The sequence below is a fragment of the Arthrobacter sp. E70 genome, assembly GCF_058266945.1.
The window spans coordinates 59951-83971 of record NZ_JBYQFR010000011.1 but is presented as its reverse complement, the minus strand read 5'-3'; the positions used below and the strand labels follow the sequence as shown (position 1 = coordinate 83971).

Genomic DNA, 24021 nt, shown 5'->3' with positions numbered 1-24021 from the left:
CCATGACCCTTAACAAGTTCAACCTGCCCGACGTCGGCGAGGGCCTCACCGAGGCTGAAATCGTCTCCTGGAAGGTCAAGCCCGGGGACACTGTCGCCATCAACGACGTCCTCTGCGAGATCGAAACCGCCAAGTCGATCGTGGAACTGCCGTCCCCGTTTGCCGGGACCGTCAGCGAACTCCTGGTGCAGGAAGGGGTGACCATCGACGTCGGCACAGCCATCATCAGCGTCAGCGACGATGTCTCCGGCGACCCGACCCCGGCTGACGTCCGTGCGCCGGAAGCACCTGCACCGCCAGTACAGAAGGCCCAGCCGGCACAGGAAGCGCAGCCGCTTTACGGCAAGCTGCCCGACGGCGGCGCGCAGGACAGTGCGGGGGACATCGCCAAAGACAGTGCCCCGGAGGGCGGTCCGCTGGTGGGCTCGGGCCCCAAGGCCGACGCCGTCAAGCGACGCCCGCGGAAGGCAACGCCCGCCGCATCCGTGTCCGTGAACGCCCCGGAGGTGGAGCCGGTGCAGCCCCATTCCCCGGCCGAAGTCACCCAGGCCCCCGCGCAAGCCGCAGCGCCCCCACAGGCCGCATCCGTCGTCGATAACCGGCCAACCCTTGGCGCTTCCATCACGGGACTGGTCAACCGCGTCCTGGCCAAACCGCCCGTCCGCAAGATCGCCCGCGACCTGGGCATCGACCTTGCCGATGTGGTGGCCACGGGTTCACGCGGCGAGGTGACGCGGGAGGACCTGGTCAGCTACCAGGCCCAGCGCGACGCGGAACTGGACAAGGCCGACGGTTTCTGGGGCAGGGCCGGAAAGCCGCAGGACCAGCGCGTGGAGCGGATCCCGGTCAAGGGTGTCCGCAAAGCGACAGCGAAGGCGATGGTGGAATCGGCTTTCTCAGCGCCGCACGTGAGCATCTTCGTTGATGTGGATGCCAGCCGCACCATGGAGTTCGTCAAGCGGCTCAAGGCCTCGCGCGACTTTGAAGGCATCAAGGTCTCGCCGCTGCTGATCCTTGCCAAGGCCGTCATCTGGGCCGCCGCACGGAACCCCAGCGTCAACGCCGCCTGGGTGGACGACGCCGGGTCCGGGACCGCGGAGATCCACGTCAAGCACTTCATGAACCTGGGCATTGCCGCGGCAACCCCGCGCGGCCTGATGGTTCCGAACATCAAGAACGCCCAGGACCTGTCACTGAAGGAGCTGGCCCAGGCGCTGAACAACCTGGCCACCACGGCCCGGGCCGGTAAGACCCAGCCCGCCGAGATGCAGGGCGGCACCCTCACCATCACGAACATCGGGGCCCTGGGCATCGATACCGGCACGCCCATCATCAACCCGGGCGAGGTGGCCATCGTGGCGTTCGGAACCATCAAGCAGAAGCCTTGGGTCCTTGACGGTGAGGTCATTCCGCGCTGGATCACCACGCTTGGCGGATCGTTCGACCACCGCGTTGTGGATGGTGATCTGTCTGCCCGCTTCATGGCCGATGTCGCGGCCATCCTGGAAGAGCCGGCGCTCCTGCTGGACTAGGACGTGGCCATCGGCGGACCGGTCCGCACGAAGAACCTCACCGCGAAGTGGCTGACGGAAGCGTTCCAGCCGCCAGTGGTGGTCAGCATCCAGCTGCTGATCAGCCCGCTCGTGGAGCCCGGTTTTCCGGGCACTGTGGGCTACGGCGCGCTGGCGGCCCTGTTCGTGTGCGTGCTTCCCCTTTTCCTGCTCCTGGTCCTGGTCAGGCAGGGCAAGGTCACGGACCACCATGTCAGCGACAGGAAACAGCGCGCGCCGGTGCTTTTGATGGCTCTGGGCTGCATCGCTCTGGGTTTGCTGGTGCTGCCTGCAGTGGGGGCGCCGCGGAGCGTGATCGCCATGGTGCTGGCAGTGGTCGGGGGAGTGGCGGTGCTGGCCGCCGTCAGCCCGTTCTGGAAAATGAGCGGCCATGCCGCCGCGATCTCCTGCTCGGCGGTGGTCGCCGTGGTGATGCTCGGGGCTGCCTGGGCGCCGTTACTGCTGCTGGTCCCGGCCGTCGGCTGGTCCAGGGTGGTCCTGCGCGCGCATTCCGTGGCGCAGGTGGTGGCCGGATCGCTCTTCGGGGGCCTGGTGATGGCCGGAATCTGGTGGCTGTTGAAGGGCTGGCTGGTCGGCTGACGGGGACCGGAAGCCCTCTGGGGGGCAGGAGCCCTAGAACGTGGAGTAGGCGGCGAAAGCTTCCAGGATGGCCGGATCTGCCGTAGTCCCCAGGAGCACGGCGGCGGCGGTCATCAGGACGCCCATGCCGCCGGCCATGCCCGCCCACGCGGTCAGGAGCTTCCAGTCCTCGCGCAGGACACTGCGGACGGTGTGCGGAAGCTGGAGGTTCGGGGCGATGAGGTTCGGTGCGCTGTCCAGGCTGCCGTCATCGAGCAGGGCCACCACCCGGTCATTGCTGCGGTCCACGCGCATGGAGCTGATGTGGTTGCCGTGGCGCGCGAGGAGGATATCGTGGCCTACGAGCTGGCGGCGCTGGAGGGTGATCAAGTCAAAAGCCCCTTTGGTGGCGGTGGATTTCGGATGTCCACGCCTTTGGGGCCTGTTCAATTTTATCGTTGCGCCTGCAGCTGAAAGGGTGATATAGGCGTGAGAACGGACACCCCCCACAGCGATTCGCACCACCAGGGGGAGTGTCCGGCGCAACTCTCAGTCGGCGTCGTACGTGTTGGCGATGTAGACGTCGCAGGGGGCGTTGTGGGCAACACTGTTGGCGACGCTGCCCAGGACACGGCCGATGCCGTGCATCCGGCGGTTTCCCACCACGATGATCCTGGCGTCCATGCGGACAGCCTCCTTGATGAGGGCGTCCGCCGGCCGGCCCCGCGCGGCGGTGTAGGTCACCGTGATGTCCCGGCCGAGTGATTCCGCCACCGTCCTCGCAACCTGTTCGGCGGCGTCCGCATCCGAAACGATCCACTGGTCGGATCCGCTGCCGAACACTTCTGTCCGGTCGCTGTCGAAGGCCGACACCACGTGCAGCGAGGCGCCAAGAGCCGCGGCAAGGTCCCAGGCGGACTCGGCCGCCTTCTTTGCGGTTTGGCTGCCGTCAACGCCCACAACGATAATTCCGGCCATATGCATGCTCCTTTGCTCGGTTTACGGCAATCGTGAGGCTTACGCTACAGTGCGGCCATGGCTTCCTGAAGCACCGGCGCCAGCCGCCGCACCCCTTCGATGATGGCTTCGGGAGCCACCGCGCTGAAGGCCAGCCGGAGCTTGTTGGACGGCTCGTCCGACGGCGTGAAGGCGGCGCCGGGGATAAACACCACTCCGGCGTCGATCGCCTTGTGCAGCAGCGGGTAGGTGTCAATGCCCTCCGGCAGCGTCACCCAGACGAAGAACCCGCCCTGCGGGCTGGTCCACGTGGTTCCGGCGGGCATATGTTCCGCAAGGGCCGTGAGCATGGCGCGGCAGCGTTCGGCGTAGAGCCCGCGGTAGGTCTGGATTTGCCCCTTCCAGTCGTAATCGCGGAGGTAGGCGGAGACCAGCATCTGGTTCAGGGCCGGCGGGCAGAGCGTCACCGATTCCGCGGCAAGGTAATAGCGGCGCTGGAGGTGCTCAGGAACCAGCGCCCAGCCGATCCGCAGCCCGGGGGCGAAGATTTTTGAAAAGGAGCCCAGGTAAATGACGTCGTCGGGGTTGTCCGCCCGGAGAGGGGCAAGCGCCTCGCCTTCGAAGCGCAGAAGCCCGTAGGGATTGTCCTCAAGGACCAGAATATTCGCGCGGCGGCATATGTCCACGACCTGCTGGCGCCGCTCCCTCGCGAGCGTGATGCCGGAGGGATTGTTGAAGTTGGGGATGGTGTAGAGGAACTTGATGTTCTTACCGGAAAGCTGGAGCGCGGCAATCCGGGCTTCGAGCAGTTCGGGGACCAGGCCGTACCCGTCCATTTCAACTGTTTCCACCTGGACCTGGTAGGACTCGAAGGTGTTCAGCGCGCCAACGTAGGTGGGGTCCTCGACCAGCACCACGTCGCCGGGGTTGCAGAAGAGCTTCGTGGCGACATCCTGCGCGGACTGGGAGCCGGCGGTAATGACCACGTTGCGCGGCGAGGCGTCCTTGATGCCCTCCGCGGCCATCACCTCGCAGATCTGGGTGCGCAGTTCTTCGGTCCCCTGCCCGGGGCCGTACTGCAGCGCAGTCAGCCCGTCTTCAGCAATGATTTTGGCGGCGGTCGCGGCCAGGCGCTCCATCGGCAGGGACTGCAGGTAAGGGCTGCCGCCAGCCAGGGAGACCAGTCCCGGGCGGAGCGAGATGTCGAAGACGTCCCGCACTGCGGACTGCCGGATGTTGGCCGCCCTTTCGGAGAACAGTTCCTCATGGCGGTGGGCCGATGTGGCGGCACGTTCGATAGCGTCAATGGCTTCGGCCGGCAGCGTCCCTGCCGCGGCATCAAGTGTCTCGTGGCTCACATCCACAGGATACAGCTGGTAGTTGCCTCAAAAGCAACGGCTGTTGTTGTCTGCTCACCTGTTCTTGCGGCTACTTCAACCCGAGGGCATCCGCAAGGCTTTGCCCGTTGACGTGGATATCGGCGCGGATGGCGCCTACTGCCGCCACCGCCGTCTGCGTCAGCTGCGCCTCGATGCGGGGCGCGTCGCAGGGGCTGTCCGGCCGCAGTGATCCCGCCAGGTACAGAGTGACCGTGGTGCCGTCGAAGCTGCCGGAGAGGAAGGTCAGCCGGGAGCCGGCCAGTGCGTTGTACACCCGGGGCAATGCTGTGCCGGTAGCATGCGGCGTTTGCGGGCTGAGCAGAAGCGCGGCTACCGATGAGGCCAGTGCATCACCGGATGCGGGGCCGGTCGCAGGAAGCGCTACCAGGCTGTCATTGCAGCCGAAGCGCACGCCATGGTTGCCGCCGTCGGCCGGAAGCACATAGTACGCAAGCACAGGGCGGGTGGGCGCCGTGCCGGGGCCTCCGCTGCCGACAAGCCTGCCTTCAGGGGAGGCCTGTGGAGCGGCGGGAACTGCGGTGACGGACGGAGTGCCGCCGGGGAGGCCCGCTGCGGCCGCGCCGGAAGACGGCCCCGGCTCCGGTGCGGGCTGGTCCGTGCAGCCGGTGAGCGCAACGGACAGGGCCAGGCAGGCGGAGGCAGCCAGCGCCGCCGAGTATGCCTGCCGGTTCCATCCGCCTGCCATCCTGCACCGCAATCCGTCCCGGGAAGTTGAGGGAATTAACGCTACGTTCCCCTTCTCCCGCATGGATGTCTGCCAGGTACCGGTTGGGACAAGACTTGGTCACGAACTGTCCCTGGACGCGGCAGTGCCCGGCACGCGGTGGCGTGCCGGGCACAGGGAAGTGGTTGGTCAGGCTGCGGGGCTGGAAGCTGCGAGGGCGTCGAAGATGCCCTTGATCTGCTCCACGATCTCGGCGTCGTCCTTCGGGTGGATCTCCGCGAAGCGGACCATGGAGCCGGGGACGGCAAGCTTGACGTCCTCGAGCACCTCGGCGCCGGCGATACCCACGGCCTTGCGGGCCTCGTCCTGGGCCCAAACGCCGCCGTACTGTCCAAAGGCCGTGCCGACGACGGCGGTGGGCTTGCCTGCCAGTGCACCTGCACCGAAGGGACGGGACAGCCAGTCGATGGCGTTCTTCAGCGCGGCCGGAACAGTCCCGTTGTGTTCAGGGGTGACGAGCAGGACGGTGTCCGCCTCATTGGCTGCTGCCCGCAGGGCGGCTGCGGCGGCAGGTACCTGGCCCTCGACGTCGATGTCTTCGTTGTAGAACGGGATGTTGCCGAGGCTTTCGTGGATCACCACGTCCACCTGCTCGGGGGCGTTGAGCTGGATCGCTTCGGCAAGCTTCTGGTTGGTGGACTCGGCGCGAAGGCTGCCGACGAGGGTGAGTACGGTGCTCTTGGTCATTGAGACTCCTGGATAGGGCCGCGGCGGGGGGCCGCGGGAGGGTCAAAATTTCAGGCTTTTCGAGCCTTCACCAGACTAAACGGACCACAGTCCGGTTCTATTTCCCCGCAGCTACACTGTTTTTGTGAGCCTGATCCCAATGCGGCCGGGAGCCGGCCTGGCCGCCGCCGCCGAACGCAGCGATGCCGCCCGCAACCGGGAGCGCCTGTTGGCGGCTGCCCGGCAGTTGATTGATGCGTGCGGGGCTGAAGGGATCACCATGGACCGGCTGGCCGAGCGGGCGGGAGTGGGCAAGGGTACGGTTTTCCGCCGCTTCGGAAGCCGGGCAGGGCTGATGCTGACGCTGCTCAATGACTCAGAGGCCGCCTTCCAGTCCCGCTTCCTTTTTGGGCCTCCACCCCTGGGCCCTGGTGCCCCGCCGCTTGACCGCCTCGTTGCCTTCGGGACTGAACGGATCGCGTACGTCGTCGAGTACGGGGATCTTGTGCTGGCCGCCGAAGTTGCGTCGCGGGGCCGTTTTGAGGTGCCTGCCGCGGCGCTCTGGAACAGGCATGTCGAAATGCTGCTCCGCGATGCCCGTTTCGAATCCTCCGATCCATGGCTCATGGCCGGTTCCCTGACCGCGACCCTGGACCCCGAGCGGCTCCTGCACCTCATCCGGGAGCACGGCGTGACAAGCGCACAGCTGGCCGCCTCGTGGCGGGATCTTGTCACACGCGTGGTGGGCGGCGGGTAGATTACGCGCCTGGAGCTCCCCGCGTCTAGTCAAACGAACTTCACAGAACTATTCATAACGATCTGATACGGCGCGCCGGATTTCAGGGGATTCCCGCACTTTTCGGGCTGGGGCTTGTGATAGTTTCCTCTGGAATGTGACCCGCGACATAGTCCACCAGGACCGGCCCTTGGGCTGCGGGAGGCCAGCTACCCGCTGGTGCAGGACCCGGTGAGGCGGCACAATCCGTGCTTGTCCGGGGGAGACGGAAGGATCCAGCAGTGGTGGTTGAGTTGGGCAGCAGCATGGCATACCAGCGGACACCGGGGTGTTCCTCCGTTCGTCACCCGGCGGCGCCGCCGAAGAAATAGCCCGCCATGCTCAAGTACCTCGCCAAGCGCGGCATCACGTACGTGGTCATGATTTTCCTGACCACGTCAGCCGGATATTTCCTGGCCGTCAGTTCGCTCAAGCCGGCACTGCTGGAACAGGAACGCATTCCCCGGCCCACCCCGGAGCAGGTAGCCAATTCCATGCGCCTCAAGGGCCTGGATCCTGACCTCAGTCCCTGGGAGCGCTACGTCGACTGGCTCACCGCCATCGTGACCCGTTGGGACTGGGGCCGGAGCCCCAATGGCGCCTATATCAACGCCGAATTCGGTGACCGGGTCTGGATCTCCACGCGGCTCTTCCTGGCATCGATCATCCTGACCCTGGTCATCGGCGTCGCACTTGGCGTCTACTCGGCGGCCCGGCAGTACAAATTCCAGGACCGGGCCATCACCTCCTACAGCTACCTGGCGTACATCTTCCCGGCCCCCATCGCCTACTTCCTGGTACAGCTGGGCGCCATCAACATCAACGAGACCGTGGGAAGCCGCATTTTTTTCGTCACCGGCATCTCCACCCCGGGCATAGCGCCCGGGTGGCCGCAGTTCGTTGACCTGCTGGCGCACTACGTCGTTCCTACCCTGGCCATCACGCTGGTGGGCTGGGGTGCGTACCAGATCGCGCAGCGCCAGTACCTCCTGGACAACGTCAACGCCGACTTTGTCCGCACCGCGCGGGCCAAGGGCCTGAGCCGGAACCAGGCAATCGCCCGGCACGCGCTCCGGGTCTCGTTCATCCCCGTGGCCCAAAGCATCGCCTTCACTATCCCGGCAATCTTTGCCGGCGGCTTCTTTGCCGAAAAAATCTTCGCGTGGCCCGGCGTCGGCTCCTGGAGCATCGACGCCATCTCGCTGCAGGACGTCAACGCCGCCACGGCCACGCTCGCTTACGGCTCCGTCATCTTTGCCATCGGTGCCATCCTGGCGGACTTCGCCACTACGCTCGTCGACCCGAGAGTGCGGGTGCAGTAGCAATGACCAACCTGAACGCCGTCGACCCGGCAGCCGTGGCGCAGGACGCGCACCTGGAAAGCGCCGACGTCGTCATCGGAAAATCCACCATCATTTTCCGCCGCTTCCTCCGGAACAAAACTGCGGTGGCCGGCCTGGCCATCTTCCTGGTCCTGACTCTTTTCTCGTTCATCGGCGGGTTCTTCACTCCCTGGGACAAGGAAACCATCGACCCCTTCAACATCGGAATGCCGCCGTCCGCCGAGCACTTCCTCGGTACCTCCCAGGCCGGCATCGACCTCTACGCCATGACAGTCGAAGGAACCCGGATCTCCATCCTGATCGGCCTGGTGGTCGGACTCGTCTCGGTCCTGATCGCCGCCGTCTACGGCTGCACCATGGCCTACTTCGGCGGCAAGGTGGACAAGGCCATGCTGTTCGTCCTGGAGGCCCTGATCATGATGCCGGCGCTCCTGGTGGTGGCCGTTGCCACCAGCGGCGGCGCTGGCCTGAAACGCGACCTTCCGTCCTGGCTGCTGCTCATCATCGTCCTGCTGGTATTCAGCTGGATGGGCACCGCCCGGTTGATCCGTTCCATGTCCATGTCCCTGATGCAGCGGGACTTCGTCAAGGCGGCACAGTACATGGGCGTCCCCCCGCGCCGCATCGTCTGGCGGCACCTGGTGCCGAACATTGGATCGCTCCTGATCCTGGACATCACGCGGGGCGTCACCGCAGCCATCCTCGCCGAAGTCGCCTTCTCCTTCATCGGGATCGGCATCAAAGTCCCGGACGTAAGCCTCGGTGTGTTGATCGGCGGCGCCACCTCGCAGGTCCAAACGTTTCCCTGGATGTTTTGGGTGCCGCTCACCGTCATGTTCCTCCTGACAGGTTCATTGGCCATGATGAACGACGGCCTGCGCGACGCCTTCGACCCAACGTCCAGTTCCACCGGCAAGGCAAAGCAGGCCAAAGCCCGGAAAACCCGCGCGGAAAAGAAGACGGCATGAGCAGCGAAACCACCACCGGAGCCACGGAACCCGTACGGTCGGATGTGGAGCGCCTGCATGTCGCGGGGCTGCATGCCCCTACCGACCCCGTACTCTCGGTCCGTGACCTGAACGTCCGGTTCAATTCGGAAAACGGGGTGGTCCACGCCGTACGTGGCGTCGACTTCGACCTGATGCCCGGCAAGACGCTGGGAATCGTAGGCGAATCCGGGTCCGGCAAGTCGGTCACCTCGCTGGCCATCATGGGCCTCCTCCCGCCAACGGCCGAGGTTTCCGGTTCCGTCCGCCTCAAGGGCCGCGAACTGCTGGGACTGGGCGACAAGGCCATGTGTGAATACCGCGGCAATGAACTCGCCATGGTCTTCCAGGACCCGCTGTCCTCCCTCACCCCCGTCTTCACCGTCGGCACCCAAATCATGGAAGCGCTGACCATCCACCATCCGGCCATGAGCCGGAAAGCCAAGGAGGCGCGCGCCGTCGAACTTTTGGCCATGGTGGGCATCCCCAGCCCCAAGGACAGGCTGCGTGCCTTCCCGCACGAGTTTTCCGGTGGCATGCGGCAGCGCGTGATGATCGCGATCGCCATCGCCAACAACCCGCGGGTCCTCATTGCCGATGAGCCGACGACGGCACTGGACGTCACCATCCAGGCCCAGGTGCTTGAGGTGCTGCATAAGGCGCAGGAAGAGACCGGGGCCGCCGTCGTCATGATCACTCACGATCTCGGCGTGGTCGCGGGGATGGCCGACGACATCATGGTCATGTACGCGGGCAAGCCAGTGGAGACAGGTGCCGTCGACGACATCTATGACAACCCGCGCATGCCGTACACCATGGGGCTGCTCGGAGCCGTGCCGCGCGTGGACGTGGCGGAGAAGTCTTCGCTCGTTCCCATCGAAGGGATGCCCCCGAACCTGCTCCACACCCCCACCGGATGCTCGTTCGCGCCCCGGTGCCCGCTGGCCTCGGAGCCCTGCCTCGAGGGCGAACCCGCCCTGGCTCCCGTCGATGGCCAGGGATTGCACCGGGCCGCGTGCATCAAGTCCGGTGCCCTGGGCGGAAGTGTCGACGTGCACGATGTGTTCGCGGCCCCGCCCGTGCCCGTTTCGCGCTTCGACGCAATTCCCCGGGCAGAGCGGGCCACGGTGCTGCAGCTCAAGGACGTCCGCAAGCACTTCCCCCTGACGCGGGGCGCCCTGATCAAACGCAGGATCGGCACGGTCAAGGCGGTGGACGGCCTCAGCTTCGACATCCGTGAAGGCGAGTGCTTCTCCATCGTGGGGGAATCGGGCTCCGGCAAGACCACCACCCTGCTGGAGATCATGGAGTTCCACCAGGACCAGGACGGCGAGGTGGTGATCGGCGGCCTCAGCAACAAGCAGGCGGCCGACGCGAAGACGAAGGCAAAGATGCGCCGGGAACTCCAGATGGTGTTCCAGGACCCCACCGGCGCCCTGGACCCCCGGTTCACGGTGTACGAAGTCCTTGCCGAGCCCCTCCAGAACGCGGGGATGGACCGGGCAGCCATCAGGACGCGGATCATGGAGCTGATGAAGCTCGTGGGCCTGCAGCCGGACCACGTCAACCGGTTCCCCAACCAGTTTTCCGGCGGGCAGCGGCAGCGCATCGGGATAGCCCGGGCACTGGCCGTGAACCCCAAGCTGGTGGTCCTGGACGAACCCGTCTCGGCCCTGGATGTTTCGGTCCAGGCCGGCGTGATCAACCTCCTGGACCACCTCCGCGCGGAACTCGGCCTGAGCTACCTGCTGGTGGCGCACGACCTCTCGGTGGTCCGCCACATCTCGAACCGGGTGGCGGTGATGTACCTCGGGAAGATCGTGGAAATCGGCGAGGTGGACAGGGTCTTTGACAACCCCCGCCACCCCTACACCCGGGCACTCCTCTCGGCAATTCCGGTGCCCGACCCGCGGCTGGAACGGACCCGGGAGCGCATCATCCTCCAGGGCGACCTCCCGTCGCCGCTGCAGGCGCCCAAGGGTTGCAACTTCGCCACCCGCTGCCCTGTCTTCGCCGCGCTGCCGCCGGCGAAGCAGGAAAAATGCCTCACCCTGGAACCGCCGTTGGAGCCCGCCAGGCCTTCAGCGGCCGCGCAGGCCCTGCAGAATGCCCCGATACCCGCGTACGACCAGCGGTTCGCGTGCTTCTTTCCGGACGGCGAACTGGATGAGGACATGCTGGTGGTCCACGAACCGGCGGAGAACCATGCACCCTAGATTTTTCAGCCCCACAAGCACCACCACCACTCGCATCAATGAAGGGAAAACCATGAGGAAACTGAACAGGATCGGCGGAGCTGCAGCAGTTGCTGCGGCCCTGACGCTGACGGCCTGCGGCGGTGGCGGTGCCAGCGGCCCCGAAACGGCCAAGGGGCAGGAGGCAGGCAGCGACCTGTCCAAGCTCATCAGCATCAACGAAAAGCCCGCCGCGGATCTTCAGCAGGGCGGCAAGGTCACTCTTCCCTTGGGCAACATCGGGCCGGACTTCAACGGGTTCTCCAACAACGGCAACAGTGCGGACAACTCTGCCCTGCAGGTTCCCATGAACCCGGTTGCCATGAACAGTGGCGGCCTCGGTGGCTGCTGGAAGGTGGACTTCAAGGGCAAGGTCACCCCCAACAAGGACTTCTGCGAGTCGGTGGACAGCGAAGTCAAGGACGGCAAGCAGACCATCACCATCAAGGTGAACCCCAAGGCCACGTACAACGACGGCACCCCCATCGACGTCAAGGCCTTCAAGAACACCTGGAACATCCTCAAGAGCCCCGACGCCGGCTACGACATCGTCAGCTCCGGTGCCTACGAGTTCGTGGATTCTGTCGAGGCAGGAAGCAGCGACAAGGAAGTCATCGTCAAGACCAGCCGTCCGGTCTTCCCGGTGGATTCGCTCTTCTTCGGGCTCATCCACCCCGCCGTCAACACCCCCGAGGTCTTCAACGAAGGCTTCAACGGCAACCTGCACCCCGAGTGGATGGCCGGCCCGTTCAAACTTGACCAGTACGACACGGCGGCGAAGACCGTGACCCTGGTACCGAATGACAAGTGGTGGGGCGCCAAGCCGGTCCTGGCAAACGTGACCTTCCGCCAGCTGGAAACCAGCGCGCAGATCGCCGCGTTCAAGAACGGCGAGATCGACGCCATGTCCGCCAACACCATCTCCCTCTACAAGCAGCTGGACGGCACCAAGGATTCCGAGATCCGCCGCGGCCAGCGCCTCTTCGCCGGCGGCATGAACCTGAACGCCCAGCGCATTACCGACGTTGCAGTCCGCAAGGCCATCTTCGCCGCAGTGGACCGCGAGGCGCTGCGCAAGGTGCGCTTCAACGGCCTTAACTGGGAGGAACCGAGCTCCGGTTCCATGATGCTGCTGCCGTTCTCCGACTATTACCAGGACAACTACCCGGTCAAGGAAACGGGGCCGGACGCCGCCAAGAAGGTCCTCACCGACGCCGGCTACACGGCCAACGCCAACGGCATCATGGAGAAGGACGGCAAGCCCGCAGCCTTCAAGATCAGCAACTTCGGTGACGATCCCACCACCCTCGCGTTCACCCAGACCCTGCAGAAGCAGCTCCAGGCAGGTGGAATGGACGTTGGAATCGACCAGCGCGCCTCCGCCGACTTCGGCAAGGTGCTCGGTTCCCGCGAGTTCGATATGAGTGTCTCCGGCTACACGGTGGGCGCGGACGCCACTGACGCCGTCAAGCAGTACTACGACTCCAAGACTAACGAGAACAAGCTGGGCGACGCAGAGCTGGACAAGAAGATCGCGGACCTTGCCTCCATCGAGGACAATGCAGCACGCAACAAGGCTGCGATGGACGTGGAGAAGGAGCACATGGCGAAGTACTTCTCCATGGGCGTGGTCATGAACGGGCCGCAGATCTCCTTCGTCCGCACCGGCCTTGCCAACTACGGCCCCTCCCTGTTCCAGAGCAACTCGCAGGTGCCGGACTGGACCACCATCGGCTGGGAAAAGAAGTAGCCACCAGCCGACGTCCCTAGCCGCGTAACGGAAGCCGGCATCCCTGGTCACCAGGGGGTGCCGGCTCCCTGTTTAAGACTGCCGGACCGGGGTAGCGTAGCTTCCATGACCGGGACTGAAGCTGCACCCCGCACCATCCGCACCGCCATCGTCGGTTACGGGCTGTCCGGCAGTGTGTTCCACGCGCCGCTCATCGCGGCGAATGACAGCTACGCGCTGAAGGTCGTTGCCACGTCCGATCCTGAACGGCAGAAGACCGCCTTGGCGCGGCTTCCGGACGTTGACGTTGTGCGCGACGCCGACGCCGTCCTCCGGCGGGCAGGCAGCCTCGACCTCGTGGTGTTGGGCACGCCGCCCGCAACGCACTATCCGTACGCCAAGGCGGCGTTGGAGGCCGGGCTGGATGTGGTGGTGGACAAGCCGTTCGCCGTCACCAGCAAGGAGGGCCTGGAGCTCATCGGGCTCGCCGGGCGGCTTGGCCAAGTGCTGACGGTGTTCCACAACCGGCGGTGGGACGGAGACTTCCTGACCCTGCGCAAGCTCCTGGCCGCCCAGGCGCTGGGCAATGTCACCAGGTTCGAGTCGCGGTTTGAGCGCTGGTCGCCCACCATCACCAAGGCCTGGAAGGCCAGGGCCACGGCCGCTGACGGCGGCGGTGCGCTTTTCGACCTGGGCAGCCACTTGATCGACCAGGCCCTGCAGCTCTTTGGCCCTGCGCAGGTGGTGCACGCCGAGTTGCGGGCCCGCAGGTCCGACGAGCGCGCGGACGATGATGTGTTCCTGGTCCTGCGGCACGAATCCGGGGTGACCAGCCACCTGACCATGAACATGCTCTGCGCGCAGCAGGGCCCGCGGTTCCGGGTGCTGGGTTCGGTGGGCGGCTTTACCAAGAACGGGGTGGACCCGCAGGAGCCCTACGTCGCAGCAGGCGGCAGCCCCTTGGACGCTGACTACGGTGTTGAGGCGCGGGAATGGGCAGGGCTGCTGGGCCGCGACGGGCACCTTGCAGCCCTGCCCACTGAACGCGGAAACTACCCCGAGTTCTATCGCATCCTGGCGGAGAAGATCCTCGACGGCGGCGCCGCCTCCGCGTTGCCCCTCCCGGTGGATCCGGAAGACGCCGTCGAGGTCCTCAAACTGATAGAACAGGCACGCGAATTGGCCTAGGCCGAAACGAGCTCGTGCCAGTCAGCGACGAGGGGCAGGTTGTGAGCCTCGGACACGGAGTGGTGTGCCACGTGGCCCGCGGCGATGTTGAGGCCGGCGGCCAGGGCGGGGTCGCGGTCGAAGGCGGCCTTGACGCCCAGGTTGGCCAGTGCAACGGCGTAGCGCAGGGTGACGTTGGTCAGCGCGTACGTTGAGGTGTTGGGTACGGCGCCGGGCATGTTGGCCACGCAGTAGAAGATGGTGTTGTGCACCTTGTAGGTGGGTTCCTGGTGCGTGGTGGGGTGGGTGTCCTCGAAGCAGCCGCCCTGGTCCACGGCGATGTCCACCAGGACCGAGCCGGGCTTCATCCGGGCGACGAGGTCGTTGGTGACCAGTTTGGGGGCCTTGGCGCCGGGGATCAGGACGGATCCGATGACCAGGTCGGCGTCCACCACGGACTTTTCGATCTCGTACTTGTTGGACGCGACGGTCTTCAGGCGGCCCTGGTACTGCGCGTCGAGGTCGCGGAGGCGGTTGATGTTGATGTCCAGGATGGTGACGTCGGCACCCAGGCCCAGGGCCATGGCTGCAGCGTTGGTACCGGCCACGCCGGCGCCCAGGACGACAACCTTGGCCGGGCGGACGCCGGGCACGCCGCCCAGCAGCACGCCCTTGCCGCCGGCAGGTGCCATGAGCGAAGTGGCGCCCACCTGGACGGAAAGCCGGCCGGCAACCTCGGACATGGGCGCGAGCAACGGCAGGCTGCGGCCCTCCTGCACCGTCTCATAGGCGATGGCGGTGACGCCGGAATTGATCAGTTCCCGGGTCAGTTCGGGCTCGGCCGCCAGGTGCAGGTAGGTGAAGAGGATCAGGCCCTTGCGGAAGCGGTGGTACTCGGACTTGATGGGCTCCTTGACCTTCATCACCATGTCCGCGCGGCCCCAGACGTCGTCCGCCTCGTTGACGATCTCGGCGCCCGCGATGGCGTATTCCTCATCCGTGATGCCGGATCCCAGGCCCGCGCCGCGCTCTACCAGGACGGTGTGGCCGTGGGTGCGGAACTCGTGGACGCCGGCGGCGGTGATGGCCACCCGGAATTCGTTGTTCTTGATTTCTTTGGGGACGCCAATGATCATCGTGTGCTCCAGGTTCTGGGCCGGTAGGCCGGAAAGATGGAAGGATTTCGTGTTTCAACGATAAATCCGGCTGTGAGCCAGCCAACACGGCAGTTCACGAGGTGAGGAGACGGAACCGCGCCATTCCGCGGTTTCTTGGCGGCTTGGCTCGACATCCGTCGAGTCCTGGGGCGGCAAGTGTCGCCTGCTGTCCGTTCGTCCAGCGTTCGCCGCAGGCAGTAATGTGGGCGCATGCAGCAGCAGGGTGTGGAAGAGCTCGTGGAACAGGTGGCGCAGAAGCTGGGCCGGGGCCTGTCGCTCGAGGACCTGGACGGGCTGCTGCTGGCCTACAGCTCCAACCAGTCCCACGCCGACCGGGTGCGCGTGAACTTCCTGCTGAGCAAGAAGGTCCCCGCTGACGTGAGTGCGTGGCAGCTGTCGCACGGCATTGCCACGGCTGTGCGCCCCGTGGTGGTTCCGGCAAACCCGGACCTGGGCATGCTGGGCAGGGTCTGCGTGCCCCTCATGGTGCGTGGCTTCCGCGTTGGCTACCTGTGGGTGCAGCAGGATTCGGCGGAGGAGAGCCCGACGGCGATCCTCACCCAGTTGCCTGCCGTCAACCACGAGCTTGAGCTGCTTTCGGGGCTCCTGCTGGACTCCAACACTGCAGAATCCGAATTCCGGCGGGGCCGGGAGCGGGAATTCCTCTCAGCGTGCGCCGGCGAGCCCAACGCCGTCGCCGCCGTTGCGGGCTGGAAGGAAGTCCAGGGCCGCGGGCCGTGGCAGATGGTCACGGTGCTCGATGCCGACGGCTGGGCCAGCGGTCCGGACCCTATCGCGTCCACCCTGATCCACAGGTCAACGGCGCTCCAGGCTACCGTGGGCATGGACGCGGCCCTGTTCAGTGCGGGCACCGAAACCCACTCGGTGGTGCTGTTCCGCGAATCAACCGGCCGGGCCAACCACGCCCAGCTTCTGGTCCACTACCAGCTGGAACTGGCAAAGCGGTCCGGCCGTCCCGTGCACCGGATCATCTTGGGGATCAGTGAGGGATTCGCGAAGAGCCGCCAGCTGTCCGATGCCTACCGCCAGTCAAGGGTGGCAGCCCAGGCGGCCGCCGTCGATCCCCAGCTCGGCGAGCTGGTGGACTGCCGGTCCATTGGCGTTTACCAGCTGCTGGCCTCGGCCGGGGGAGGGGTGGGGGCCTGGGCGGATTCCGGCTCCGTCTACTTCCGGATGCTTGAGGACCATGACCGCAACAACGAGCTCATCCCCGTCCTGGAACTGCTGTACGACAACGACGGCGCAGTCCAGGACGTGGCCACCAAGCTCCACCTGCACCGCAGCAGCATCTATAACAGGCTGGGCCGGATCCGCCAGCTGCTGGGGGTGGATCCGCTGAAGGGAATGGTGCGCCTGGAACTGCACGCGGCGCTCAAGATGCGGCGCTGGGCCAGCCGGCCCAGGATTTGAGGTCAGCCCTGCACTGCAGGAATGGCCGCAAAAGCCCCGATAGCCTCCGCAACCTCCCGCGGCCGCAGGTGCTGCACCACGTGTCCGGCGCCCGGGATCTCCACGAACCGCCCCTGCGGCACAACGCTGGAAAGCCGGAGCGACCATTCCGGGCCCGCCACCTGGTCCCGGCCACCCCGCAGGACCAGCACGGGCACGTCGATTCCGGCCAGCCGCTTTTCCGTGGGGTAGGCCATCATGACGGGAAGCTCAGTGAAGTACCATCGCAGCCCGCACCGGAAGTAGTCCGAGAACACTATCCAGTTGGACCCCGCGCTCTCCCGCAGGAGGGCGTCCAGGGACAGCGCCAGCGCCTGGCGCCCGACGCTTCGGTGCCGCTCGTCCACCACCGGGCCCATGAGCACCAGTTTCTGCGCCTGCACCGGCGCATAGAGTGCGGCCTCGATGGCAAACTGCACGCCCATTGAATGGCCCACCAGGATGTAGGAACGGATGCCGCTGGCCTTCAGCGCCTGGGCGATGAAGGCGCCGTAGTCCGCCACGGAAAGCTGGCGGCCGGGTCGGGGCGTTCCGGCGAAACCAGGCAGGTCGACAGAGTACGTCGGGGCGGTGCGCGACAGCTCACGGTGGAGCCGGTGAAGGTAGCGGTGGGAAACGCCAATGCCGTGGACCAGGATGTAGGCCGGAACTGCCGCCGCTGCGTCCGTTCCCGGGGCCGGGGTACCGTCGGTCCAAAGGATCCGGCCTGTGAAACCGTTGGCCTCCACGCCGGCGGAGTGCAGCGCGGCGTCCTTCCGGCGCGCCCAGGCCGATAGGGTACGCACTAATCTCCCATGCCGGCGTCGACCCCGGCGTTCTTGCCCTGCTTGCGCTTCTGTTCCGCAATCTTCTGCGTCTCGAGCCACGCCATGATGTCAGCCGTCCGGATGCGGCGGTGCGAGCCGCGGTACTCCACCGGGATCTCACCGCGGTCCGTCATGTTGCGCAGGTAGGTGTGCGAGATCCCTGCCAGCTCGGCTGCCCGCGAGGTGGTGAGCATTTCCTCGACGCTGCTGACCGTCACCGTGTCGCCACGGCCGAGCCGGGAAAGGAGGTCCACGACGGCGTCCCTCGCCTGGGCAGGCAGGCGGTGGACCGTGCCGTCCACGAAGACGGTGATGTCATTGCTGTCCGCGAGGGCGCGTGCGAGGCCGCTCGCCTCACCGGCAGGGAGGCCGGCCGTGACCCGGGGGGCTATCAGTGCCATGGACGTAGCCTATCCCGCGGCGCGGCCGGCCTTGGCCTGCGGGTGGGGTCAGAGCCCCAGCTCGTCCAAAACCGGCAGCTTTTCCCGGACCCATGCCCGCGCCTCGGTGGCGCTGGGTGCGGACAAGGCCAGCTTGGCCAGTTCCTGGGCTTCGGACAGGGTGACGGTCTTCAGGACCGCGGCCACGGCGGCCAGGGAGCGGGCCGTCATGGAGAGCGTGGTGACGCCCAGGCCGGTGAGGACGACGGCGAGGGCGGGGTCGGCGGCCGCCTCGCCGCAGACGCCCACGGGCTTGTTGTGGCCTTCGGCGCGTGATCCTTCAACCGTGAGCCCGACGAGGCGCAGCACCGCAGGCTGCCACGGGGTGTTGAGGTTGGCGAGCGGGCCCAGCTGGCGGTCGGCAGCCATGGCGTACTGCGTCAGGTCGTTGGTGCCCAGGCTCGCGAAACCCACCTCCCGGAGGATCGATTCCGCGGTGAGGGCTGCGGACGGCACCTCCACCATGACTCCGGGGGTCTTGATCCCGGCATCGGCACACATCGAGGCAAAGCGGGCAGCTTCCTCGGCGGTGGAAATCATCGGCGCCATGACCCAGACGTCCGCCTCCGACTGGTTTGCCGCCAGGGCGATGGCCTCCAACTGGCGGTCCAGCACGCCGGGCGTGGTGAAGTCGGTCCGGTAGCCGCGGACGCCCAGGGCCGGGTTCGGCTCGGTGGAGTCGGTCAGGAACGGCAGGGGCTTGTCCGCGCCGGCATCCAGCGTGCGCAGGACCACTTTCTTGCCGGGGAAGGCATCGAAAACGCTCTTGTACGCTGCGGCCTGTTCCTCCACGGAAGGTTCGGTGTCCCGCTCCAGGAAGCAGAATTCGGTGCGGAACAGGCCCACGCCCTGGGCGCCAAGCTTGGCTGCGGCCTCGGCGTCCTTGCCGCCGCCCACGTTGGCCAGCAGCGGCACTTCGTGGCCGTCCGCCGTCGTGCCCGTGCCGGTGAATTCGGACAGCAGCGAGGCCGTGGCCGCCCACGCCTCCGCCGCGGCGCGCAGGGAGTCGTCGGGTTCAGCCGTGACGATGCCTGCCGCGCCATCAACGAACACCTCGGTGCCGTCGGCGATGTCGTCCACCCCTACAGCGGCGACGACGGCCGGCAGGCCCAGGGAACGGGCAATGATGGCGGTGTGCGACTGGGGGCCGCCGCCGGCGGTGACAAGGGCCAGGACCTTGTTGGGGTCCAGGGTTGCGGTGTCGGCCGGGGCCAGGTCATCGGCCACCAGGATGAAAGGGGTGGCCGACGCCGGGATGCCCGGTGCCGGAACGCCGCGCAGTTCGGCCACGATCCGGGCGCGCACGTCCAGGACGTCCGTGGCGCGTTCGGCCATGTAGCCACCCAGGTTGAGCAGCATTTCCGAGACGGACGAGCCGGACTCCCAGATGGCACGCTCGGCGGAAACGCCGCGGGCAACAAGCTTGGCGGCGCCCTTGATGAGCATCGTGTCCTTGGCCATCAGGGCTGTTGCCTCCAGGACGGCCTTGCCGTCCCCGGTGGCGTGCGCTGCACGCGCCTTCAGCTCGTCGTGGACAGCCTGGGAAGCTGCCTTCAATGCTGCGGTGGCTTCCTCGGCGGTGGTACCCGCGGCCAGCTGCTCACCGGCGGCAGGTTCGCTGATCGGTTTGGGCATCTGCCGAACGGTGCCGATGACGCGGCCTGGGCTGACGCCTACTCCTGGGAAGTTCTGCACTGAAGGTCCTCATTCTCTGCCGGTTTGCCAGGCCCGCCGGATTGCCGGCGCCATGCCGGAACCGCCGGGGGACTGCTACGTCCAGGGGCGGGAAACGTGCCTGAAAAAATTGTATGTGATTCAGTTCATATAGCAATGCTATAGGTGCTAGGGTAGCGGTTATGAGTTTGGATGGCCAGCTTCCCGCCAAAATGCGGCTGCTCCGTGCGGCCGCGGAATTGTTGGCCAAGTCCGCCGGGGCGCCCGTCTCCACCCGCCAGATCACGCAGCTGGCAGGGGTTTCGGCGCCCACGCTCTACCACCACTTCGGTGACAAGGAAGGTCTGTTCGACGCCGTCGTCGCCGCGGGGTTTGAGGAATATGTCGCGGGCGAAAGGGATTTCGCCCCCTCCGGGCAGCCACTTGAGGACATCCGGAGAATGTGGGACAACCACGTCCAGTTCGGGCTGAACCAGCCGGAACTGTACCTGGTGATGTTCGGCAACATCCGCCCGGAAAGCCGGCCCGCCATCGTGGCAGATGCCGAGGCGCTGATGGAGGAGATGCTGAACAAGGCGGCGGCGGCGGGCCAGCTGAACGTCCAGCCCAGGGAAGCGGCCAGGTCCATCCTGGCGGCCAACGTGGGCGTGACGCTGATGCTGATTGCGGAGCCCGCCTCCGAACGCAACCTTGAACTGTCCACCATGACCCGGGATGCCATGATCTTCGCGGTGTCCGCCGAGCCGGCCAGCGGCCCGGCGCCGGGGTCCACCGGGAAATCCTCGGTGGTGGTGGCAGCGATTGCCCTGAACGCCGCACTTCAGGCCTCGCACTCTGACCAGCTCTCGAGCTCGGAACTCAAACTCTTCCTCGAATGGCTGCACCGGATCTCCACCAGCCCGGCCGGCTGACCCGGCACACCACCAAGCACCACCCGCTCCACCAGCAGTACGTCGTCGTATCTATCGGACCATCCTGCGGAGCAGCAGGAATGACGGTTAGGAAATCACATGGCAACAGAGACAGTTGCAAAGCCCCGCACCAGCGCCAGGGTCCACGTCCAAAAGTTCGGGACCTTCCTGTCCGGCATGATCATGCCCAACATCGGGGCCTTCATCGCCTGGGGCATCATCACCGCCCTCTTCATTGAGAAGGGCTGGCTGCCCGTTCCGCAGCTGGGTGGTTTCGGCGAGACCGGCGGAAAGCCCAACATCGGGCTGGTAGGCCCCATGATCACCTACCTGCTGCCCCTGCTGATCGGCTACACCGGCGGCAAGATGGTCTACGACGTCCGCGGCGGCGTGGTGGGAGCCATCGGCACCATGGGCGTGATCGTCGGCGCCGGCATCCCCATGTTCATCGGCGCCATGATCATGGGTCCGCTGGGCGGTTGGACCATGAAGAAGATCGACTCGATCTGGGACGGCAAGATCCGCCCCGGCTTCGAGATGCTGGTCAACAACTTCTCCGCCGGCATCTGGGGCGCGCTGCTGGCGTTGCTGGGGTTCTACGGCATTTCACCCGTGGTCACGGCCTTCAGTGAGGCGGCAGGCAACTTTGTGAAGTTCCTGGTGAGCAACGGCCTCCTGCCGCTGACCAGCATCTTCATCGAACCCGCCAAGGTCCTGTTCCTGAACAACGCCATCAACCACGGCGTGCTCACCCCGCTGGGCGTCCAGCAGTCGCTCGAGCAGGGCAAGTCCATCCTCTTCCTGCTGGAAGCCAACCCCGGCCCCGGCCTGGGCATCCTGCTCGCGTACATGTTCTTCGGACGCGGTGCGGCCAAGGCCTCCGCTCCCGGTGCAGCCATCATCCAGTTCCTCGGCGGCATCCACGAGATCTACTTCCCGTACGTCCTGATGCGCCCGCTGCTGATCCTGGGCGCGATCGCCGGCGGCATGACCGGCATCGCCACGCTGGCCATCACCAACTCCGGCCTGGTGGCCCCGGCAGCCCCGGGATCCATCTTCGCCGTGCTGGCCCAGACCTCCCGTGACAGCTACTTCGGCGTGATCCTCTCGGTGGTGCTGGCGGCCACCGTGTCCTTCCTGGTCTCCTCTGTCATCCTGCGCACCACGAAGCACAGCGACGAGGTTGACCTCGGCGATGCCACGTCCCGCATGGAAGCGATGAAGGGCAAGAAGAGCTCGGTTGCCTCCACGCTCACCGGAGCGGGAGCCGGGGCAGGTGCCGCCGGCCAGGGCGGCGTGGGCGTCCTCGCCGGACCGGTGCGTAACATCGTCTTTGCGTGCGACGCCGGCATGGGCTCCAGCGCCATGGGCGCCTCGGTGCTGCGGAACAAGATCAAGGCGGCCGGCTTCCCGGACGTCAAGGTCACCAACGCCTCGATCGCCAACCTCACCGACACTTACGATGTGGTCATCACGCACCAGGACTTGACCGAACGTGCCAAGCCGGCCACTTCCAGCGCCGTGCACTACTCGGTGGACAACTTCATGAGCAGCCCGCGGTATGACGAGATTGTCGAGCTGGTCCGGGAAAGCAACACCGAAGGCGCCGTGGCAACTGAAGGACCGGACGCCGGAGCCGGCACCCCGGGTGGGGCCTCCGCCTCGGGGCCGGCCATGGCCGCAGGAGCCGCAGCCGCGGCAACGCACGGTGCACACGCGGCCAGCGCCCCAGTGGACGCGGCGCCCGCCGCAACCGCGCCGGCAGCCGGCGGTGAGGTCCTGGCACGGGAGAGCGTGGTCCTTAACGGGTCCGCCACCACCCGCGACGCCGCCATCGACGAAGCCGGCCGCCTCCTGCTGGCCCGCGGCGCGGTGGACGAAGGCTACATCGCAGCGATGCACGAGCGCGAAGCGTCGGTGTCAACCTACATGGGCAGCTTCCTCGCCATCCCGCACGGCACCAACGCCGCCAAGGACCACATCCGCAAGTCCGCGGTGTCCGTGATCCGCTACCCGGAGGGCATTGACTGGAACGGCAAGGAGGTGAAGTTCGTGGTGGGCGTCGCGGGCATCAACAACGAGCACCTGCACATCCTGTCCTCCATCGCCAAGGTCTTCACCAGCAAGGAGCAGGTCGCACGGCTTGAGGCGGCCACCTCCGAGGATGAAGTCCTCGAACTCTTCGGAAAGGTCAACGCATAGTGAAGGCAGTACATTTCGGTGCCGGCAACATTGGCCGCGGCTTCGTGGGCCTGCTCCTGCATGATGCCGGGTACGAGGTGGTGTTTGCCGACGTCGCGGAGGCACTCATCGCCCAGCTGGCGGCAGCGGACAGCTACGCCGTGCACGAGGTGGGGGAGAACCCCGCCGTGCGGACGGTGGACAACTTCCGTGCGCTGAATTCCACTGCCCAGGAAGCGGAGCTGGTCTCGGAGATCGCGACGGCGGACATCGTCACCACCGCGGTGGGTCCCCACATCCTCAAGTTCGTTGCGCCCGTCATCGCCCGGGGCATCGTGGCGCGGGAGCCCGGGCTGGCGCCGTTGCAGGTGATGGCCTGCGAGAACGCCATCAACGCCACTGACATCCTGGCCAAGGAGGTGGCCGCCCAGCCGGGCGCCGCCGCGGGCGCCCTGGACGGCAAGGTGGTGTTCGCCAACACCGCGGTGGACCGGATCGTGCCCAACCAGGAACCCGGCCAGGGCCTGGATGTCACCGTGGAAACGTTCTACGAGTGGGTCATCGACCGCACGCCCTTCGGCGATGCCGCGCCGGTGATCCCGGGAGCCACGTTCGTGGACGACCTCTCGCCCTACATTGAGCGGAAGCTCTTCACGGTGAACACGGGCCACGCCTCGGCCGCCTACATCGGTTTCGAGGCGGGCCTGGAAAAGATTTCCGATGCCATGGCGGACCAGGATGTCGCCGAGGATGTCCGGGCGGTGCTGGAGGAGACCAAGCAGCTCCTCGTGGCAAAGCACGGCTTCAGCAACGATGAACAGGAGGCCTATGTCCAGAAGATCCTGGTCCGGTTCTCCAACCCGCACCTGCCGGATACGGTCAACCGGGTGGGCAGGGCGCCGCTGCGCAAACTGAGCCGGCACGAGCGGTTCATCGGTCCGGCCGCGGAACTGGCCGAACGTGGAGTGGTTCCGGAGGCGCTGCTGGGTGCCATTGCCGCAGCCCTGCGCTTCAACGACCCCGCCGACGCCGAGGCCACCGAACTCGCCGGGATCCTGGGCTCCAGCAGTCCGGCCGATGCCACGGCGAAGATCACGGGCCTGGAGCCGGAGCACCCGCTGTTCAGCGCAGTGTCCACCCTCGTGGAGGAGCGGCAGGCAGAACTGGCACGCGCCTCTGCCTGACCCGCCACCGCGAAGACGACGTACCGCATGGGACGGCGCCGGCACTTTCTGCAAGTGCCGGCGTCGTCCTTTTGTGTGGCAGGCTTGG

General features: G+C 66.3%; 21 protein-coding genes. 12 read left to right on the top strand and 9 right to left on the bottom strand.

What is annotated here, in order from left to right; translation table 11 throughout:
- Positions 1 to 2: 2 nt before the first annotated feature.
- Together AC3IMC_RS14910 and AC3IMC_RS14905 are read left to right on the top strand one after the other, a co-directional pair.
- Positions 3 to 1532 (top strand): dihydrolipoamide acetyltransferase family protein, encoded by a 1530-nt coding sequence (locus tag AC3IMC_RS14910; protein WP_490919330.1) that lies wholly within the window; start codon positions 3 to 5, stop codon positions 1530 to 1532.
- A 3-nt stretch (positions 1533 to 1535) separates the two neighbouring features.
- Positions 1536 to 2150 (top strand): phosphatase PAP2 family protein, encoded by a 615-nt coding sequence (locus AC3IMC_RS14905; RefSeq protein WP_490919329.1) that lies wholly within the window; start codon positions 1536 to 1538, stop codon positions 2148 to 2150.
- Positions 2151 to 2183: 33 nt separating this feature from the next.
- Here AC3IMC_RS14905 and AC3IMC_RS14900 read toward each other — a convergent pair whose 3' ends face one another.
- The 5 genes from AC3IMC_RS14900 to AC3IMC_RS14880 all read right to left on the bottom strand — a co-directional run bounded on the left by AC3IMC_RS14900 (position 2184) and on the right by AC3IMC_RS14880 (position 5897).
- Positions 2184 to 2519 carry a hypothetical protein gene (locus AC3IMC_RS14900; RefSeq protein WP_221384309.1) on the bottom strand — a complete coding sequence of 112 codons (336 nt, stop codon included), beginning with the start codon at positions 2517 to 2519 and terminating at the stop codon, positions 2184 to 2186.
- 159 nt (positions 2520 to 2678) lie between these two features.
- On the bottom strand, positions 2679 to 3107 hold the full coding sequence (locus AC3IMC_RS14895; protein WP_221384308.1) for a universal stress protein: 429 nt from the start codon (positions 3105 to 3107) through the stop codon (positions 2679 to 2681).
- 44 nt (positions 3108 to 3151) lie between these two features.
- Entirely contained in the window at positions 3152 to 4444 is a 1293-nt protein-coding gene (locus AC3IMC_RS14890) for an aminotransferase-like domain-containing protein (RefSeq protein WP_490919327.1), read from the bottom strand.
- Between the two features lie 70 nt (positions 4445 to 4514).
- A complete protein-coding gene (locus tag AC3IMC_RS14885) occupies positions 4515 to 5171 on the bottom strand; it encodes a GerMN domain-containing protein (RefSeq protein WP_490919326.1) in 657 nt (218 codons plus the stop codon).
- A gap of 168 nt (positions 5172 to 5339) precedes the next feature.
- The gene (locus tag AC3IMC_RS14880) at positions 5340 to 5897 is read right to left on the bottom strand and encodes an NAD(P)H-dependent oxidoreductase (RefSeq protein WP_490919325.1); all 558 of its coding nucleotides are present in this window, start codon (positions 5895 to 5897) and stop codon (positions 5340 to 5342) included.
- A 124-nt stretch (positions 5898 to 6021) separates the two neighbouring features.
- Between AC3IMC_RS14880 and AC3IMC_RS14875 the strand changes: the two genes are divergently transcribed.
- From AC3IMC_RS14875 to AC3IMC_RS14850, 6 genes are all read left to right on the top strand, one after another.
- Positions 6022 to 6633: a TetR/AcrR family transcriptional regulator gene (locus AC3IMC_RS14875; RefSeq protein ID WP_490919324.1), complete on the top strand. Its 612-nt coding sequence runs from the start codon at positions 6022 to 6024 to the stop codon at positions 6631 to 6633.
- Between the two features lie 356 nt (positions 6634 to 6989).
- On the top strand, positions 6990 to 7973 hold the full coding sequence (locus tag AC3IMC_RS14870) for an ABC transporter permease (RefSeq protein ID WP_490919323.1): 984 nt from the start codon (positions 6990 to 6992) through the stop codon (positions 7971 to 7973).
- A 2-nt stretch (positions 7974 to 7975) separates the two neighbouring features.
- Positions 7976 to 8962 carry an ABC transporter permease gene (locus AC3IMC_RS14865; protein WP_490919321.1) on the top strand — a complete coding sequence of 329 codons (987 nt, stop codon included), beginning with the start codon at positions 7976 to 7978 and terminating at the stop codon, positions 8960 to 8962.
- The gene (locus AC3IMC_RS14860) at positions 8959 to 11196 is read left to right on the top strand and encodes an ABC transporter ATP-binding protein (RefSeq protein WP_490919320.1); all 2238 of its coding nucleotides are present in this window, start codon (positions 8959 to 8961) and stop codon (positions 11194 to 11196) included. The genes AC3IMC_RS14865 and AC3IMC_RS14860 overlap by 4 nt, the downstream gene beginning before the upstream one ends.
- 52 nt (positions 11197 to 11248) lie before the next feature.
- Complete coding sequence (locus AC3IMC_RS14855) at positions 11249 to 12964, top strand: ABC transporter family substrate-binding protein (RefSeq protein ID WP_490919319.1); 1716 nt, start codon at positions 11249 to 11251, stop codon at positions 12962 to 12964.
- A 105-nt stretch (positions 12965 to 13069) separates the two neighbouring features.
- The gene (locus AC3IMC_RS14850) at positions 13070 to 14131 is read left to right on the top strand and encodes a Gfo/Idh/MocA family protein (RefSeq protein WP_490919318.1); all 1062 of its coding nucleotides are present in this window, start codon (positions 13070 to 13072) and stop codon (positions 14129 to 14131) included.
- On the opposite strand, the gene ald is transcribed toward AC3IMC_RS14850, so the two are convergent.
- Entirely contained in the window at positions 14128 to 15246 is a 1119-nt protein-coding gene (ald, locus tag AC3IMC_RS14845; RefSeq protein WP_490919317.1) for an alanine dehydrogenase, read from the bottom strand. The genes AC3IMC_RS14850 and ald overlap by 4 nt on opposite strands.
- 231 nt (positions 15247 to 15477) lie before the next feature.
- Between ald and AC3IMC_RS14840 the strand changes: the two genes are divergently transcribed.
- Positions 15478 to 16698 carry a PucR family transcriptional regulator gene (locus AC3IMC_RS14840; protein WP_490919316.1) on the top strand — a complete coding sequence of 407 codons (1221 nt, stop codon included), beginning with the start codon at positions 15478 to 15480 and terminating at the stop codon, positions 16696 to 16698.
- Between the two features lie 2 nt (positions 16699 to 16700).
- Here the strand turns inward: AC3IMC_RS14840 and AC3IMC_RS14835 are convergent, their stop codons facing one another.
- The 3 genes from AC3IMC_RS14835 to ptsP are packed head-to-tail and all read right to left on the bottom strand — an operon-like array spanning position 16701 to position 19678.
- Positions 16701 to 17522, bottom strand: a complete 822-nt coding sequence (locus AC3IMC_RS14835; RefSeq protein ID WP_490919315.1) for an alpha/beta fold hydrolase — start codon at positions 17520 to 17522, stop codon at positions 16701 to 16703.
- Positions 17522 to 17944 carry a helix-turn-helix domain-containing protein gene (locus tag AC3IMC_RS14830; RefSeq protein ID WP_490919314.1) on the bottom strand — a complete coding sequence of 141 codons (423 nt, stop codon included), beginning with the start codon at positions 17942 to 17944 and terminating at the stop codon, positions 17522 to 17524. The genes AC3IMC_RS14835 and AC3IMC_RS14830 overlap by 1 nt, the downstream gene beginning before the upstream one ends.
- A gap of 48 nt (positions 17945 to 17992) precedes the next feature.
- Positions 17993 to 19678 (bottom strand): phosphoenolpyruvate--protein phosphotransferase, encoded by a 1686-nt coding sequence (ptsP, locus tag AC3IMC_RS14825; protein ID WP_490919313.1) that lies wholly within the window; start codon positions 19676 to 19678, stop codon positions 17993 to 17995.
- 161 nt (positions 19679 to 19839) lie between these two features.
- On the opposite strand from ptsP, the gene AC3IMC_RS14820 reads away from it, so the two are divergent.
- From AC3IMC_RS14820 to AC3IMC_RS14810, 3 genes are all read left to right on the top strand, one after another.
- The gene (locus AC3IMC_RS14820) at positions 19840 to 20568 is read left to right on the top strand and encodes a TetR/AcrR family transcriptional regulator (protein ID WP_454483891.1); all 729 of its coding nucleotides are present in this window, start codon (positions 19840 to 19842) and stop codon (positions 20566 to 20568) included.
- Positions 20569 to 20667: 99 nt separating this feature from the next.
- Positions 20668 to 22770: a PTS mannitol transporter subunit IICBA gene (locus AC3IMC_RS14815; protein ID WP_490919311.1), complete on the top strand. Its 2103-nt coding sequence runs from the start codon at positions 20668 to 20670 to the stop codon at positions 22768 to 22770.
- On the top strand, positions 22770 to 23933 hold the full coding sequence (locus tag AC3IMC_RS14810; protein ID WP_490919310.1) for a mannitol-1-phosphate 5-dehydrogenase: 1164 nt from the start codon (positions 22770 to 22772) through the stop codon (positions 23931 to 23933). The genes AC3IMC_RS14815 and AC3IMC_RS14810 overlap by 1 nt, the downstream gene beginning before the upstream one ends.
- Positions 23934 to 24021: the final 88 nt, after the last annotated feature.

Coding starts and splice junctions, on each gene's coding strand:
- AC3IMC_RS14840 (WP_490919316.1), top strand. CDS start 15,478: ATGCAGCAGCAGGGTGTGGAAGAGCTCGTGGAACAGGTGGCGCAGAAG.
- AC3IMC_RS14815 (WP_490919311.1), top strand. CDS start 20,668: ATGGCAACAGAGACAGTTGCAAAGCCCCGCACCAGCGCCAGGGTCCAC.
- AC3IMC_RS14860 (WP_490919320.1), top strand. CDS start 8,959: ATGAGCAGCGAAACCACCACCGGAGCCACGGAACCCGTACGGTCGGAT.
- AC3IMC_RS14870 (WP_490919323.1), top strand. CDS start 6,990: ATGCTCAAGTACCTCGCCAAGCGCGGCATCACGTACGTGGTCATGATT.
- AC3IMC_RS14910 (WP_490919330.1), top strand. CDS start 3: ATGACCCTTAACAAGTTCAACCTGCCCGACGTCGGCGAGGGCCTCACC.
- AC3IMC_RS14880 (WP_490919325.1), bottom strand. CDS start 5,897: ATGACCAAGAGCACCGTACTCACCCTCGTCGGCAGCCTTCGCGCCGAG.
- AC3IMC_RS14850 (WP_490919318.1), top strand. CDS start 13,070: ATGACCGGGACTGAAGCTGCACCCCGCACCATCCGCACCGCCATCGTC.
- AC3IMC_RS14830 (WP_490919314.1), bottom strand. CDS start 17,944: ATGGCACTGATAGCCCCCCGGGTCACGGCCGGCCTCCCTGCCGGTGAG.
- AC3IMC_RS14865 (WP_490919321.1), top strand. CDS start 7,976: ATGACCAACCTGAACGCCGTCGACCCGGCAGCCGTGGCGCAGGACGCG.
- AC3IMC_RS14885 (WP_490919326.1), bottom strand. CDS start 5,171: ATGGCAGGCGGATGGAACCGGCAGGCATACTCGGCGGCGCTGGCTGCC.
- ald (WP_490919317.1), bottom strand. CDS start 15,246: ATGATCATTGGCGTCCCCAAAGAAATCAAGAACAACGAATTCCGGGTG.
- AC3IMC_RS14895 (WP_221384308.1), bottom strand. CDS start 3,107: ATGGCCGGAATTATCGTTGTGGGCGTTGACGGCAGCCAAACCGCAAAG.
- AC3IMC_RS14820 (WP_454483891.1), top strand. CDS start 19,840: ATGAGTTTGGATGGCCAGCTTCCCGCCAAAATGCGGCTGCTCCGTGCG.
- AC3IMC_RS14855 (WP_490919319.1), top strand. CDS start 11,249: ATGAGGAAACTGAACAGGATCGGCGGAGCTGCAGCAGTTGCTGCGGCC.